Below are 14,188 nucleotides of genomic sequence, written 5' to 3' on the forward strand. Positions count from 1 at the left end.
TCTCCCGTTGCCCAACCACGGCCCGAAGGCAAACCCCAAGGTATTGGCCATGGCCAGGTAGCCCATCATCGCGGCCCGTCGCTCGGGCGGAACCAGGTCTGCCAAAAAGGTTTGGGATCCCGTGGCCACCCCCGCCTGACTCAGACCATGTAAGATCCGCACCGGCAGCAACCACTCCGGACTAGGGGCCAGCAGGTACAACGGCTGAATCCACAATGCCGTCACTAATCCCAGAACCAACAAGGGTTTTCGCCCCCACCTGTCTAGGGCTATGCCAATCAAAGGCCGCAACATCAACACCCCTGCCGCCATCGCTCCTACCACCAACCCCACTGGAGCCGTGGCTCCCCAGCGTGCGGTTAGATAAACCGGCAGAATCGGGAAAAAGGCGGTGGCTTGGGCAAAAAAAGCAAACATGCCCCCACAGAGGCAGAAAATCCATAACCGTTGCACCCAAGGGGGGGGATCCAGCTCCTCTAGGCGACGCCGAGACGGAAAAATCGCAGTCAAGGCAAGGGGCAAACTCGAAGCCACAAGGGATCCCTTCCAGAACAGGAGTCAGGCTAACTCTGACCTATGCTGACATTTCAGGGTCTAACCAACAACCCTCTATGCTGCTGTGAAATTCTAGAGATGGTGCCACGCACCTCGCTTAGCAAGACGGATCCCGCGCAAAGTAACTAGCGTTCACGCTAGCGTACCCTTGGTGTAAGGGGCTGTAGGCAAGATTAACCGATCAAAATCGGCTCTTCGGGGTAGATCACCAGCTGTCGTGGTTGTTGTTGGGCCAGCGCCAGAACAATCGTCAGCGCCCCCAGTCGTCCCCAGAACATCACCAAAACGATGATCAGTTGGCCGAACAGATTCAAATCTGCGGTAAACCCGGTCGAGAGGCCGCAGGTGGCGAAGGCGGAGATCACCTCAAATAGCACCGGATCCAACCTGCTGCCGCTGTGGCTCATCAAAATCAACCAAGCCGCCAAGAGCACCACAAACAGAGAAACCGTCAACACTGCCGCCGCCTTGCGCACCATGGAAGGATCCAAACTGCGCCCGGCAATCTGGGCACTGGGCAGCCCGCGGGCATAGCCCCATAGAGCCAACACCAACACCGCAAAGGTGCCGGTGGTAATTCCCCCCCCCATAGAGGCTGGAGCTGCCCCGATGAACATTAAGGCAATCAACAACAACTGGCTGGGCGGGGCCAAATCCTGAATCGGGATCCCGGCAAACCCAGCCGTGCGAGCGGAAACCGACTGAAAAAACGTCAAACCCAAGCGGCGAGGCCAGCTCACCTCCAGCAGGGATCCCCCCGACAAGCTCTCTCCCAAGAACATGCCAATGCCACCCGTACACAGCAACACCATCACCACCCCCAACGTGATGCGCGTATGCAAAGACAAGCGATGGCTACGGGGCCAGGTGAGCAAATCTGACAAGACCGGAATGCCCAATCCGCCGATAAAAATTAAAGCGGCCAAAATCGTCAGAGAAAGATTATCGGTAGGGATCCCGGTTGTCCCAAACAGATCAAACCCAGCATTGCAAAAAGCAGAAACCGCATGAAAAATCGCCAGAAAAATCGCGCGATCCGGCCCATACAAGTCCCGCCAATGTACCCACAGCAGCAACGCTCCCCCCAACTCGATCAAGGTGACCGAGAGCAAAACTTTGCGGGTCAAGGCTAGAATCGCCCCCGGATCGATCAGTCCCAAAGAATTACAGAGAGCTAGCCGATTCAACAGAGAAATGCGCCGCCCCATTAGCTGAAACACCACCACCGCCAGCACCATGAAGCCCACCCCACCAATTTGAATGAGGATGAGCAGCACGATCTGGCCAAATAGGGTGAGGTCATCGGCCACCTGGATAATCGAGAGCCCCGTCACACTCAAAGCCGACATCGCCGTGAACAGGGCCTCATTCCAGCTCAAGGGATCCCCGCGGCCAATCCCCGGTAACATCAAAATTAAGGTGCCCACCACCGCCAGCAACCCCAGCCCTGTCACCAGGCGCAATGGCGGTGGCAACGGGCGGCGTTTATCTCCCAAAAAGAACCGATTAAAACGATTTTTAAAGACCTTGGCGGGTTGAGCCGATCCCGAGTCAGTTCGTGTCAACGGGGCGAAGTCCTTAGCTAGAGCTAGATCCGATTCCATCGGGAGCCCTCACAACTCATTAAGCCGACTGATATTTGTGTTGGCACCCAACACCACCAAAAGATCCCCCTCCTCCAACAAATAATCTGCCGGTGGCGAGACGATCAGGGATTGCTTGCGCTTCACCACCAATACAGTAATGCCAAAGCGGCGGCGCAAATCTGACTCCGAGAGGGTATGACCCATCAACGACTGCGGCACCCGCAGCTCCGTAATGCTGTAGCCCGGCTCCAGTTCCAGTTGATCCAAAACTCCTGGAGCCGTCAATACCTGCGCCAAGCGACGCCCCGCTTCTTGTTCCGGCAGCACCACCCGATCTGCCCCCACCCGCAGCAAAATCGAGCGCTGACGCTCTGTTGAAGCCTTACAGACCACATTGCGAGCCCCCAGACTTTTCAGGGCCACCGTCGTCAGTAGATTGCTCTCAAAGTCGCTACCAATGGCCACCACCACCGTGTCGAAGGAGAGGATATCCACTGCCCGTAGCGCATCTTCATCGCTAGAGTCGAGGGCAACCACCTGAGTCAGCTGATCCGCCAATCGCTGCACAATCTCCCGACTGCGATCGATCCCTAAGACATTGTGTCCCCGCTCTACCAACGTTAGAGCCAAGCTAGAACCGAACCGTCCCAGCCCGATCACCGCATACTCGTGATCCACCCGCTGCCGAGCCATTCGCCTTCTCGCCCCTCACCTCGAAAGGATCTTACACTCAGGCAGACTCAGGCTTGGGCAAGGTGGAAGGGTGAGGAATCAGCTCGCTGGTGGAACGGCGCTCCACCATATCGGCAGTGATGCGCATTTGCTTGATGTCGCGGCGAGAGGGGATCTCGTACATCACCTCCAACATCAGCTCTTCGACGATGGCCCGCAGAGCCCGTGCTCCGGTTTTGCGGCGGTAGGCTTCTTTGGCAATGGCGGAAATGGCAGCGGGCTCGAATTCCAGCTCCACCCCATCCATGCGCAGCAGCTTTTGGGATTGTTTGAGAATGGCATTTTTGGGCTGGGTCAGGATCGCTTCCAGGGCCTTTTCATCGAGCGCATCCAAGGTGGCCACCACCGGGATCCGTCCCGTGAACTCGGGGATCATGCCGTACTTGACCAGATCATCCGGTTCCAGAGCCTTGAGAGCATCCGCCATGCGCTGGTCTCGGGTGACCGACAGTTGCTCCCCTTGCTTGATGAAGCCCATCGATTTTTTGCCGATGCGCTGTTCGATGACCTTTTCTAAGCCGACAAAGGCACCCCCGCAAATAAAGAGGATGTTGGAGGTATCAATTTGAATGCAGTCTTGGTAGGGGTGCTTGCGACCTCCCTGGGGCGGCACATTGGCGACTGTCCCCTCCAGCATCTTCAACAAAGCCTGCTGCACCCCTTCACCGGAGACATCGCGGGTAATGGAGGGATTTTCGCTCTTGCGGGCGATTTTGTCGATTTCGTCGATGTAGATAATGCCGCGCTGGGCCTCTTCCACATCCAGATCCGCCACTTGCAACAGGCGCAAGAGAATGTTTTCCACATCCTCGCCCACATAACCCGCTTCCGTGAGGGTGGTGGCATCTGCAACCGCGAAGGGCACATCCAACATCCGCGCCAGGGTTTCCGCCAACAGAGTTTTGCCAGAACCGGTGGGGCCGATGATCAGAATATTGGACTTCTGCAGTTCCACATCGTCAAATTCTGAAGCTGCTGCACCGTTGCTCGGGTTCGCCTTGGAAGAAAGCCGCTTATAGTGGTTGTACACCGCCACCGACAGGATCTTTTTGGCATTTTCTTGCCCAATCACATATTGGTCGAGGTAGCGCATGATCTCGCGCGGCTTGGGCAACTGTGCCAGAGAAGGCAGATTGCGGGAAGATTTCTTCGGGGCCTCACGGCGACTAGCAGCAGGGGTAGCAGCAGCAGGGGTGTTGCCGTCGTAGAGTTCTTCATCCAAAATTTCGTTGCAGAGGTCGACGCACTCATCACAGATGTAGACCCCCGGCCCCGCAATCAGTTTACGAACTTGATCCTGCGACTTATTGCAGAAAGAGCATTTCAAGTGGGAGTCGTATTTGGCCATGGGATCCTCGGTGCTGCTCGCTCTCGGCTATCCTATCCGGCAAAAGCCAGAAGAAGGCTGGATTTCAGAAAATGTGCAGCAAATCAACGGCCGCAGGGCAAGGATGCCGGAATTTGTGCAAATCTTACTGACCCCCTAGTCTAGCATTTTTGGTAGGTTTGTAGCGTTTATTCGTCCTAGTCGCGAGGTTGTTGGGGTGTTCTGAACCCAATGCCGGATCGCCAGGGGGATTTTATGCAGGATGTGCGCCGTTGTGGGGTGAACCTGGATTACTGGTGGCCGGTTGCCCATGAGCGCAGTTTTCCGGCGACGGGGCTGTTGGGGGTGCGGATTGGGGCGTTGGAGTTGCTGGTATTTCGCGCACCCACAGGTCATTACAGCGTGTTTGAGGATGCTTGCCCCCACAAGCGGGTGCGGCTGAGCCGCTTCGGGGAAGTCGTGGGATCCGAGCTGATGTGCAGCTATCACGGTTGGCGCTTTACGGCTCAGGGGAATTGCAGCCTCACCCCCGGATTCGCCGGCCTTGAAGCCAAGTTTTGCCTGAAAAGTTACCCGCTGCGGCAATATGGTGGCTGGATTTGGGCTTTTCCTGGGGATCCCACTCGGGTGGAGGAGCGGGCCTTGCCAGTAATTCCCCCCGCCACGGATCCCTGCTATCACCCGATCCCGATGGAAGGGCCGGTTCATTGCCACTTCAGTTACATGACGGAAAATGCCACCGACCTCTTTCATGCCCAGTTGCACAAGAGCCAACAACCCTGGGCCAATCCGGTTTTGTTGCACCTAGAAAGCGATGATCGCAGTGTTTGGGCTCTTTACGAGGTAGAAGCGCCACGATTATTGGCGGCTTTGATCGGGCAGCGGGGCAAAAATCGGATCCGGGTCACCTATGAGTATCCCTATTTTCATTTGGCCTCGGAATACGGAGCTTTTTACCTGTTTGTGGTGTATGTACCCACCAGTTCTACGAGCATTTGGGTGCATTCCACTTTTTATTTTCGGCATGTGTTAGGGATCCCGTGGATTTTACGATTGCTGCATCCGCTGTTGGATCAGGGCACCTTCCGCCAGGTGTTTGGGCAGGATCGCCGCGCTGTGGAAGAGGAACAACGGGCCTACAATTTGCATCAACAGGATCTGAGCCGCGAAACCAATCCGGTCTCTCACGCGGTTCGGCAGGTGATTCGCCAACAAACCCTAGCCAGCTCCCCCTTGCCCGAGCGGATCCCAGAGTAAAGCTCAGGAGGATACGTTCACAAAAAAACCGCCCGACTCTACGTCGAGCGGAAGATGGTGTGAGGAGTGAACGGAAACATGCGTCTCCGCTGCTCCCATCATAGTGGAATTCGATTGGCCCTGGCAAAGAATGTGGGAAGAGACAGCCGCGCCTTTCAGTTAAATTGGATACTTTTTTGAGAAGAGGTTCTGGCACCTTTTCAAACCAAAAGAGGGAAGGGACTGTCCGTGTTTCGTCCACTTCCCCCTATTGGCGTCCACTCCTCACCTGAAGGGTATCATAAATCATCCCTGCGGGCAGAACAACCACCTTACTCTAGGTTTTTCTGGACTCTACCCTTGTCGGTGATGCGGATCACCGAATTCCGCAGTGGGATCCAACGCCAATAATTCTGCTTCTGTCAGCAAAGGGATCCCCAACTGTTGCGCCTGCTCCAGCTTTGAACCTGCTTCTGCCCCTACCACCACATAGTCAGTTTGGCGACTGACGCTGGCCGTAACTTTGCCCCCTCGGCTTTCGATCCAGGTTTTGGCTTCTGCGCGGGAGAGGGTAGGCAGCGTACCGGTGATGACGAATTTTTGGCCCGCCAGCACCCTGGCCACAGCAGGAACCTCCTGGGCGGGGGCCGCCGGGATCCCCAAGGCTTGTAACGCCTGTAGCAACTGACGATGTTCCGCATCGGCAAACCAGGCTGCTACTGCTTCCCCAATTTCAGCTCCCAGGCCGTAGATCTGGGCAATCTCTTCTGAGCTAGCTTGGGCAAGGCGATCAGGGCTAGGGAAATGACTGGCCAGGGTTTTGGCGGTGACCACCCCCACATGCGGGATCCCTAATCCATACAGGACCCGCTCCCAGGGTTGTTGGCGGGAGTTCTGAATGGCTTGCACCAACTTTTGGCTGGAACGGGATCCCATTCGCTCTAAGCCCTGCAACTGCTCAGGAGTGAGGTAGTAAAGATCCGCAACGGTGTGGATCCGGAGCTTCTCCACCAATTGCGCCACCAGTTTTTCCCCCAAACCTTCAATATCTAGAGCATCGCGGCTGGCCCAGTGTTGCAGTTGGCCGCGCAGCTTGGCCGGACACTGGGGGTTGGGGCAACGGGTTACCGCCTCCCCCTCCAGGCGAGTCAAGGGCGTGCTGCATTCCGGGCAATGGCGGGGCAAAGCGTAGGGAACGGCATCGGCGGGGCGCAACTCCTTCAGGATCGATACCACCTCTGGGATGATCTCGCCGGCTTTGCGGACGATAGCGGTATCCCCAATGTGCACATCCAGCTCCCGCAGGCGATCGGCATTGTGCAGACTGGCACGGCTGACGGTGGTTCCAGCCAACGGAACGGGATCCAACTCCGCCACAGGAGTTACCGCTCCGGTACGGCCAACACTGGCCAGGATAGCGCGAATCCGGGTGGGCACTTCTTCTGCCGGGTATTTCAGGGCAATGGCCCAACGGGGAAATTTCTGGGTGAAGCCGGCCTCTTCTTGTAACCGCAGTCGATTCAGCTTTACCACCACACCATCGCTGGCATAGGGGAACTTGGCCGCCCGCCACTGTTCATAAAACTGGCTCACTTCCCCCAGGCCCCGACAGACCTGCGACAAAGGGTTCGTGCTAAAGCCAAAGATTTTCAGCTGTTGCAGACATTCCCACTGGGTTTGGGGGGGATCCCCTGCTCCCCACCCCTCCGGCCAATGCAGGGTATAGGCAAAAAAGCTGAGCTTACGAGCCGCCACGATACGGCTATCCAACTGGCGCAGGGTGCCGGCGGCACAGTTACGCGGATTGGCAAAAGGAGGATCCCCAGCGGAACGGCGCTCTTGGTTGATCCGCTCAAACTCAGCAATCGACAGATACGCTTCGCCACGCACTTCCAAAACTGGCGGCGGATCCGTGACTGCCAACCGCAAGGGAATCGAGCGAATTGTGCGCACATTTTGGGTAATTTCTTCTCCCGCTTGCCCATCGCCACGGGTGGCTCCCCGTTCCAACAACCCATTAACATAGGTGAGGGCCAAAGCAGAGCCATCGATTTTTAGCTCACAAACGTAGTCCAGCTCCCCTTGTTCGGGACTACGCCCCAAAACCCGCAGCAAACGCTCCTGCCAGTCCCGCAACTCCTCTAGGTTGAAGGCATTTTCTAGGCTGTAGAGCGGGATCCGATGGGGAACAGTTTGGAACTGAGTGGCTGGTTTTTCTCCCACCCGCTGCGTCGGGCTATCGGGGGTAATCAGTTGGGGATAGGCACTCTCCAGCTCCTGCAACTCCCGATAAAGACGGTCGTAGACGCTGTCTTCCATCATCGGGGCATCGTAGACGTGGTAGGCAATGCTGGCTTTTTGTAGCAAGGCCTGCAGCTCTTGCACCCGCTGTTTTGCCCACTGTTCCCCGGACATGCCCACCCACTCAGGCGCTCCACTCGTGATGGAACACACCGGGTTTGTCGATACGCTCAAAGGTATGTGCCCCGAAGAAATCCCGTTGCGCTTGAGTGAGATTTTGCGGCAGGTTGGCGGTGCGGTAGCTGTCGTAGTAGGCCAAAGAGGCGCTGATGGCCGGAATCGGGATCCCTAAGGAAGCAGCTGTGGCCACCACCCGTCGCCAGGATCCCTGCCGTTCCTGAATCGCCTGCTTAAACTCTTCATCCAACAGCAGGTTCACCAGTTCGGGATCCCGTTTATAGGCAGATTGAATTTCTCCCAGGAACCGCGCCCGAATGATACACCCCCCCTTCCAAATGCGAGGGATCTCGCTGAAGTTGTAGATATAGCCGTGGGTAGCGGCAGCCTTTTTGATCAGGGCCATCCCCTGGGCATAGGAGCAGATTTTAGAGCAGTAGAGGGCAGCCCGTAGATCTTGAATAAAATTTTCTGGATCCCCTTCAAAATGGGTACCGGGGCCTTTGAGTTGGGTGGAGGCGGAGACCCGTTCTTCCTTAATCGAAGAGAGAATCCGTCCCTGAACTGCTGCTTCGATGGTGGGTACAGCCACCCCCAGATCGAGGGCATCTTTCACCGTCCACAAACCGGTACCCTTTTGTCCGGCTTTGTCCAGGATCAAATCCACTAGGGGTTTGCCAAACTCTGGATCCAGAGTTTGGAAGATCTTGGCGGTAATTTCAATCAGGAACGACTCTAGTTCCGTCTCGTTCCAAGCCTGGAAAATCTCTTGCATTTGTGCTGCTGAGAGATTCAATCCCCGGCGCATCAGGTCGTAGACCTCTGCAATCAGTTGCATATCGCCGTATTCGATGCCGTTGTGCACCATCTTCACGTAGTGCCCACCCCCTTTCGGCCCGAGGTAGGTGACACAGGGGCCATCCGGCACTTGCGCCGCGATCTTGGTGAGGATCGGCTCAAGTTCTTGGTAGGATTCCGGGCTACAACCGGGCATCAGACTGGGGCCATTCAAGGCGCCTTCTTCGCCGCCACTTACCCCCATGCCGACAAAGTGCAGTCCTGTTGAGGCAAGAGCTTCGGCGCGGCGATCCGTATCGGTGTAGAGGGAGTTGCCACCATCGATGATGATATCTCCTGGATCCAGTAGCGGCTTGAGTTCATCAATCACCGCATCTACCGGCCCGCCCGCTTTCACCATGATCAAGAATTTGCGGGGCCGCTCCATCACCTGCACCAACTCCGGCAGGCTGTAGGCGGGGGTGACCTGTTTACCTTGAGCACGTTCCTGAATGAACTGGTCGGTTTTGGATCCGGTGCGGTTGTAGACGGCGATCGGGAAGCCATTGCGTTCAACGTTGAGGGCGAGGTTTTCCCCCATCACGGCCAGACCGATGACAGCAAAGCTGGGCTTGCTCATAGTTGCGGATCCTTTCGGGAGAGCAGCAAATCACCAATGACTCACCCAATCTAAGGGTCGATCCGGCTGCAACCCCTGAGGGATCCTGTTTTCTTCACCTTTGGAATCGTCGGTTGGATCCCATGAAAATCTCAGGCAAATGTGCTTTTTTGAGCAGTACAGCCTTTTCCAACTTTACGCAGGCCCTTGAACTAGGCAAAAAAACAACTTATGGGGCAAGGGAGTGACCTGAATTTGCTGTATCAGCACAACGCTGGAAAAGGCTGTAACTCTGCTGCACATCGCCATTGGCAATGCATCTTCAGGATCCTCAAGCGGCCCAAATCCGTCTAGCCTAAAAAAGTTGTGTGTGCGGAGGAAAGGCCAGGATGAAACGTCAAGCCTGGGGCAGTGTGGTGCTGGGGCTAGGGATCCTCGGATCTGGGGCGGGGGTGGCTCAACCTTCTAGTGCAGCGTTGCCGGAGGTACCCATTACCTGTGAGATCTTCATCGCTGGCGGCGGACTGGGGGGCGTGGCGGCAGCCTATGATGCTCTGCAACTGGGCCGGCAGGTGTGCATGACGGAGATCACCGATTGGATCGGCGGCCAAGTGAGCGCCCAGGGGGTATCGGCTCTAGACGAGCGGCCTTTGCAACGGGAAAACGACATCTTCCCGAGGGGCTACAGCGAGTTTCGCCAGCGGGTACGGGCGGAGTATGGCGGGGATCCGAATCCGGGTAAGTGCTGGGTGAGTGTACTGTGTTTTTCGCCGCAGGTGGGCCACCAGGTGATCCGGGAAATGTTGGATCCCTATCTGCAGACGGGGCAGTTGCAACTGTTCACCGAAACGGTGGTCAAGGATCTGGAATTGCAAGGCAACCAGATTCGCAGCGTGCAAGCCATTCGGAATATCCCCAAACATGCGGGCGTTGAGCCGGAGCAACGGGGGGATCTCTCCAGCTATCTGTTGGATTTTTATAGCCTAGAACCAACTGAAGATTGGGATAAGGAGATCCTGCGTTTTGTCCCTCCGATGGGACGACGGAGCCAAACCCTACCTTGGATGGTAATCGATGCTACAGAAACGGGTGAACTGCTGCCTTTGGCACGGGTGCCCTACCGCCTGGGAACCGACGGGGAAAACCGCTGGGAACCCAGTTCCAAGCCCTATGAGGATCCCTACTGTACCCAGGGTTTTACCTATACCTTTGTCATGGAACGGTTGCCCCTACCCCAGTTGCCTGTGAGGCCGGAGTTTTATGATGACCCGCTGCATGGATCCTACTACAGCTACGAACAGGCCCGCTTTAATTTTCCGCTCATTTTCACCTATCGGCGCATTTGGGGACAGGTGCCCGGGTTTGGGGAAGAAGCGATCCGGGTGGGGGATCAGTCGATGCAGAACTGGACTTGGGGCAATGACTGGCGGATCACGGGGCCAGAAAAAAATTTCATTCTCACCCACGAGCAGCTGCAGGCCTCTGGGCAACTGGAGCCGGGCGGTTGGCTGGGGGGCTTGCGACCGGAATCCCTGCTGCGGGGAGAACAACACGCCCAAGGTTTTTTCTACTGGCTGGTGGCGGGGACGACAGATTTTCTCTTGCAGCAGGAGGATCCCGATTTTCAGAAGGATTATTACCTGCGCTATGGCTATATGCAAGGAGCCGATAGCCCCATGGGATCCGCCAGCGGCCTCTCCAAATATCCCTACATCCGCGAATCGCGACGTATTATTGGCCGCCCCAGCGAAGCCTACCCAGAGGGGTTCACGATTTATGAATCGGATATCACTACCCGCGAGTCGGATCTGAACCGGGGTCGCCCATTTATCTTTTATGACTCGGTCGGGGTGGGCCAGTACCCCATCGATTTTCACGACTGCCTGTTGCCGGATTTTTCCCTGCCCCCCAGCAACAACAAAGACTCGCAAGCCCCCAGCTATCCCTATCAGATCCCTTTGCGCGCCCTGATCCCGCAGCGGGTGGATAACCTCTTGGCCGGCAATAAAAACATCGCCACCAGTCGTATCGCCAGCGGATCCTACCGGGTGCATCCGGTGGAGTGGGCCATTGGTACAGCTGCCGGCCATACTGCCCACTTTGCCCTCGAGCGTGATCTGATCCCGGCGGAGATCATCCAGGAACCCCTTTTGGATTTGCAGCTTTTGCCCGCCTTGCAAGCTCAGATCCAAAGCTTGGGCAACCCGATCCAATTTCCTGGCACCACGATCACCGCTACCGAATGGGCCGACCCCCGATAGCCTAGGATGGGGAACGTTCTGGCATTGAGTTTGAGCATGGATCCCGTTGCAATGGCCCTACCCTGGGAGCTGATCCGCCCTTCTTTATGGGCAGGCATGGCGCTGTGGTGTTTGGGGCTGATGTGGGGCTTTTCGCCGTTGCATCGACAGTTGCAGGAGGGTTGGGAACGACAGCTCCCGTTTGACCCAACCGGGGCCTTGGCCTCGCTGCTCAGTCTCGCCCCCTTTCTGCTCGGATCCCTCTTGGTGGTGGCCCTGACGGAGCTGTCTTTGGGCAAAAGCTGGGGGGTATCTTGCGGGTTGATCGCCTGTGTTGGTGGGGGCCTCTACGAACTGGGCCGTCGGGACAGTCGGCGCGGCTCCTCCGAAGATGAGGGATCATGACTCCTTGTGGCTCCCCGACGCTAACGCGACTGCAGGAGGCTGCAGAAGCTGCCGCTGAGTTGCTGGTGTTTCGGGGCATTCTCGCCCATCCTGTTGCCCTGGCTTGGCAGGAGCTGATGCAACAGTTGGCGGAAGGGGATCCCTTGCCGTGTTTGGCCGCCTATGGCCGCTGGTTTGAGTTGCTGGCTCAGCAGAACCTCAGCTGGCGGGAATGGCTGATTCAAACGGTGCGACTGGCGGATAACCCCTTTTCACGGGCGGCACTGCGACCGGACGGGAGCCCGACTCCGTTGCGGCAAGCCGCCGCTCACGACTTGAGATGTCTACAAACCCTTGCCGATAGCCAAGAGGCGATTTGGGAGCAGGTACAGGCATTGGGTCTAGGGATCCACTGGCTGGATGGAGAAGCAAGCACTGGCTGGGATCCACGGCGCTTTTCCGATTGGGGGCTGAGCCTGGAGGAGTTGATCGCCCATTACCGTCAGGCGGGGGTAGGGTTGTGTGGGCAGTACCGGGCCTTTCGCTGGGATCCGGCAGGTCTACAGGGGATCCCGGCACCCGATTTGCCCGATTGGGATTGGATCTACGGCAACGAGCGGCAAAAACAGCGGCTGGCCGCCAATACCGAAGCCTTGATCCAGGGTCGGTCGGCCTTGCATGTGTTGCTCTACGGGGCACGCGGCACGGGCAAATCCTCGCTGGTGAAGGCGTTGCTGGGTCGCTATGGTGCGCAAGGATTACGGCTGTTGGAGCTAAACCGCTCTGATCTAATCCATTTGCCAGAGATTCTGCTGGATCTGCGGGAGCGGGTGCTGCCATTCATTCTGTTTGTGGACGATCTTTCCTTTGAGGCCGATGAAACCGACTTTAAGCAGCTGAAGGTGCTCCTAGAAGGGGATATTGCCGCCCAACCGCCGAATGTGCGCCTCTATGCCACCACCAACCGCCGCCATTTGATTCGGGAGTTTTTCCCGGATCGGCCCAACCCCGAGGATCAAGAGGTACACGCCTGGGATACGGTGCAAGAAAAGCTATCGCTGCGGGATCGCTTCGGCCTCACCCTCACCTTCACCCCCTTCACTCAAGCCGATTACTTTGCCACGGTTGCCCACTTGGCGGACAAGCTGGGCCTTGCTCATGACCCAGAGGCACTGCGTCGCCACGCTCTGATCTGGGCCCAACAGCAAAATGGCTTTTCTGGTCGCACCGCCCGCCAATTTTTGGATGCCGTCAGGGCCGGTTTGGTCAAGATTGAGTTTGATCAAGATTGAAGGGTAGAGAGGCCGGATAGAGAGAATTACAGCAGCCACTCAGAAGCCCGTTCCCCTATCCCAGCTAAGTCGAGCGGGATCGTCACCGCTTTACCCATGCGGGGTTTTTGACGGGTGGCTTCGATTTCACTTCGCACCGCCTCCCACACCCCCCAAGCCTGCAGATGGGCCAACACCTCCTCCAAGTGAGCGAGATACTCCGCCTCACTCATGGGAAAGGAGGGCTGCTCCAGATAACGCCACATCACCAGCAGCACCACCCTTTGGTTGATACGCCGCAGTTGCACATCGTAGGAATGGCCCCACTTCTCCTGTAGCAAAGATTGAAAGTCGGATCCTGTCATCAAGTTTTCCCCGTTATCTGCACACTCCACGCAGGAGAGCTGTTGCATTTCTTAACGATATTGGTCGGAGGGGTCAGTTAGGATGAACTCGTTTATCAACGAACATTAAGACGATCTCAGGTCTGCACTCGCCATTATGACGGAAGCGGTTAGCAACTTTGAAGCGCCCTCCATGGGCCGACGTGTCTTCATGAATGCCCTACTGAGCGGCTCTGTGGGGGTTGTGGTACTGGGTGCCCTCTACCCAGTGGTGAAGTATTTTATTCCTCCCTCTTCGGGTGGAGCCGGTGAGGGGCTGTTGGCTCAGGATGCCCTGGGTAAGGCTATCAGTGTCAGCGAGTTACTGGCCACCCACGCCAGTACCGACCGGGTGTTGGCCCAGGGCTTGAAAGGGGATCCCACCTACATTGTCATTAACGACGGATCCATCGCCAACTACGGCCTCAACGCTGTCTGTACCCACCTGGGCTGTGTGGTGCCCTGGAATGTGGGGGAAAACCTGTTTAAGTGTCCCTGCCATGGATCCCAGTATGCAGCCAACGGCAAGGTGGTACGGGGGCCGGCCCCGCGCTCTCTGGAGCTGGTCAGTGCCACTGTGGATGGCGACAATGTTCGCTTTAGCCCCTGGCGAGAAGCTGACTTCCGCGAGGCCTAAATCCAGTTGGCCTGAGCTGAGAA

Annotated in this window: 12 protein-coding genes and 1 pseudogene; 6 read left to right on the forward strand and 7 right to left on the reverse strand. The window is 57.0% G+C overall.

Annotated features, from left to right (window positions below; genetic code table 11):
• Nucleotides 1-21 precede the first annotated feature (21 nt).
• From L1047_RS07525 to clpX, 4 genes and pseudogenes are all read right to left on the reverse strand, one after another.
• Nucleotides 22-417 (reverse strand): annotated as a pseudogene (locus tag L1047_RS07525) (MFS transporter); the annotation flags it as partial.
• Between the two features lie 311 nt (nt 418-728).
• Nucleotides 729-2,159: a TrkH family potassium uptake protein gene (locus tag L1047_RS07530; protein WP_235278272.1), complete on the reverse strand. Its 1,431-nt coding sequence runs from the start codon at nt 2,157-2,159 to the stop codon at nt 729-731.
• 9 nt (nt 2,160-2,168) lie between these two features.
• Complete coding sequence (locus L1047_RS07535; protein WP_235278273.1) at nt 2,169-2,834, reverse strand: potassium channel family protein; 666 nt, start codon at nt 2,832-2,834, stop codon at nt 2,169-2,171.
• Nucleotides 2,835-2,871: 37 nt separating this feature from the next.
• Entirely contained in the window at nt 2,872-4,221 is a 1,350-nt protein-coding gene (clpX, locus tag L1047_RS07540; RefSeq protein ID WP_235278274.1) for an ATP-dependent protease ATP-binding subunit ClpX, read from the reverse strand.
• Here clpX and L1047_RS07545 point away from each other — a divergent pair.
• Together L1047_RS07545 and L1047_RS07550 are read left to right on the forward strand one after the other, a co-directional pair.
• A complete protein-coding gene (locus L1047_RS07545; RefSeq protein ID WP_235278275.1) occupies nt 4,220-4,360 on the forward strand; it encodes a hypothetical protein in 141 nt (46 codons plus the stop codon). The two genes, clpX and L1047_RS07545, sit on opposite strands and share 2 nt — an antisense overlap.
• Nucleotides 4,361-4,431: 71 nt before the next feature.
• Nucleotides 4,432-5,457 (forward strand): Rieske 2Fe-2S domain-containing protein, encoded by a 1,026-nt coding sequence (locus L1047_RS07550; RefSeq protein WP_235278276.1) that lies wholly within the window; start codon nt 4,432-4,434, stop codon nt 5,455-5,457.
• Between the two features lie 333 nt (nt 5,458-5,790).
• Here L1047_RS07550 and ligA read toward each other — a convergent pair whose 3' ends face one another.
• A complete protein-coding gene (gene ligA / locus L1047_RS07555) occupies nt 5,791-7,851 on the reverse strand; it encodes an NAD-dependent DNA ligase LigA (RefSeq protein ID WP_235278891.1) in 2,061 nt (686 codons plus the stop codon).
• A 10-nt stretch (nt 7,852-7,861) separates the two neighbouring features.
• Nucleotides 7,862-9,271, reverse strand: a complete 1,410-nt coding sequence (gene gndA / locus L1047_RS07560) for an NADP-dependent phosphogluconate dehydrogenase (RefSeq protein ID WP_235278277.1) — start codon at nt 9,269-9,271, stop codon at nt 7,862-7,864.
• 368 nt (nt 9,272-9,639) lie between these two features.
• On the opposite strand from gndA, the gene L1047_RS07565 reads away from it, so the two are divergent.
• Genes L1047_RS07565 through L1047_RS07575 form a run of 3 tightly spaced genes read left to right on the forward strand, consistent with a single transcriptional unit; the run spans nt 9,640 to nt 13,166 of the window.
• Nucleotides 9,640-11,511 carry an FAD-dependent oxidoreductase gene (locus L1047_RS07565; RefSeq protein ID WP_235278278.1) on the forward strand — a complete coding sequence of 624 codons (1,872 nt, stop codon included), beginning with the start codon at nt 9,640-9,642 and terminating at the stop codon, nt 11,509-11,511.
• Nucleotides 11,512-11,547: 36 nt separating this feature from the next.
• Complete coding sequence (locus L1047_RS07570) at nt 11,548-11,895, forward strand: hypothetical protein (protein WP_235278279.1); 348 nt, start codon at nt 11,548-11,550, stop codon at nt 11,893-11,895.
• A complete protein-coding gene (locus L1047_RS07575) occupies nt 11,892-13,166 on the forward strand; it encodes an ATP-binding protein (RefSeq protein WP_235278280.1) in 1,275 nt (424 codons plus the stop codon). Before L1047_RS07570 ends, L1047_RS07575 begins: the two co-directional genes overlap by 4 nt.
• 26 nt (nt 13,167-13,192) lie before the next feature.
• On the opposite strand, the gene L1047_RS07580 is transcribed toward L1047_RS07575, so the two are convergent.
• The gene (locus L1047_RS07580) at nt 13,193-13,510 is read right to left on the reverse strand and encodes a DUF3067 family protein (protein ID WP_235278281.1); all 318 of its coding nucleotides are present in this window, start codon (nt 13,508-13,510) and stop codon (nt 13,193-13,195) included.
• A 136-nt stretch (nt 13,511-13,646) separates the two neighbouring features.
• Between L1047_RS07580 and L1047_RS07585 the strand changes: the two genes are divergently transcribed.
• A complete protein-coding gene (locus L1047_RS07585) occupies nt 13,647-14,165 on the forward strand; it encodes a cytochrome b6-f complex iron-sulfur subunit (protein ID WP_235278282.1) in 519 nt (172 codons plus the stop codon).
• Nucleotides 14,166-14,188: the final 23 nt, after the last annotated feature.

Origin of the sequence: Synechococcus sp. Nb3U1 (assembly GCF_021533835.1) — a bacterium.
In the GTDB taxonomy this organism is placed as follows: Bacteria; Cyanobacteriota; Cyanobacteriia; order Thermostichales; family Thermostichaceae; genus Thermostichus.

Excerpts from the sequence above, each read along its gene's own strand:
- L1047_RS07565 (WP_235278278.1), top strand. The coding sequence starts at position 9,640 with ATGAAACGTCAAGCCTGGGGCAGTGTGGTGCTGGGGCTAGGGATCCTC.
- L1047_RS07570 (WP_235278279.1), top strand. The coding sequence starts at position 11,548 with ATGGATCCCGTTGCAATGGCCCTACCCTGGGAGCTGATCCGCCCTTCT.
- L1047_RS07580 (WP_235278281.1), bottom strand. The coding sequence starts at position 13,510 with ATGACAGGATCCGACTTTCAATCTTTGCTACAGGAGAAGTGGGGCCAT.
- L1047_RS07585 (WP_235278282.1), top strand. The coding sequence starts at position 13,647 with ATGACGGAAGCGGTTAGCAACTTTGAAGCGCCCTCCATGGGCCGACGT.
- ligA (WP_235278891.1), bottom strand. The coding sequence starts at position 7,851 with ATGTCCGGGGAACAGTGGGCAAAACAGCGGGTGCAAGAGCTGCAGGCC.
- L1047_RS07535 (WP_235278273.1), bottom strand. The coding sequence starts at position 2,834 with ATGGCTCGGCAGCGGGTGGATCACGAGTATGCGGTGATCGGGCTGGGA.
- L1047_RS07550 (WP_235278276.1), top strand. The coding sequence starts at position 4,432 with ATGCCGGATCGCCAGGGGGATTTTATGCAGGATGTGCGCCGTTGTGGG.
- L1047_RS07575 (WP_235278280.1), top strand. The coding sequence starts at position 11,892 with ATGACTCCTTGTGGCTCCCCGACGCTAACGCGACTGCAGGAGGCTGCA.
- L1047_RS07530 (WP_235278272.1), bottom strand. The coding sequence starts at position 2,159 with ATGGAATCGGATCTAGCTCTAGCTAAGGACTTCGCCCCGTTGACACGA.
- clpX (WP_235278274.1), bottom strand. The coding sequence starts at position 4,221 with ATGGCCAAATACGACTCCCACTTGAAATGCTCTTTCTGCAATAAGTCG.
- L1047_RS07545 (WP_235278275.1), top strand. The coding sequence starts at position 4,220 with ATGGGATCCTCGGTGCTGCTCGCTCTCGGCTATCCTATCCGGCAAAAG.
- gndA (WP_235278277.1), bottom strand. The coding sequence starts at position 9,271 with ATGAGCAAGCCCAGCTTTGCTGTCATCGGTCTGGCCGTGATGGGGGAA.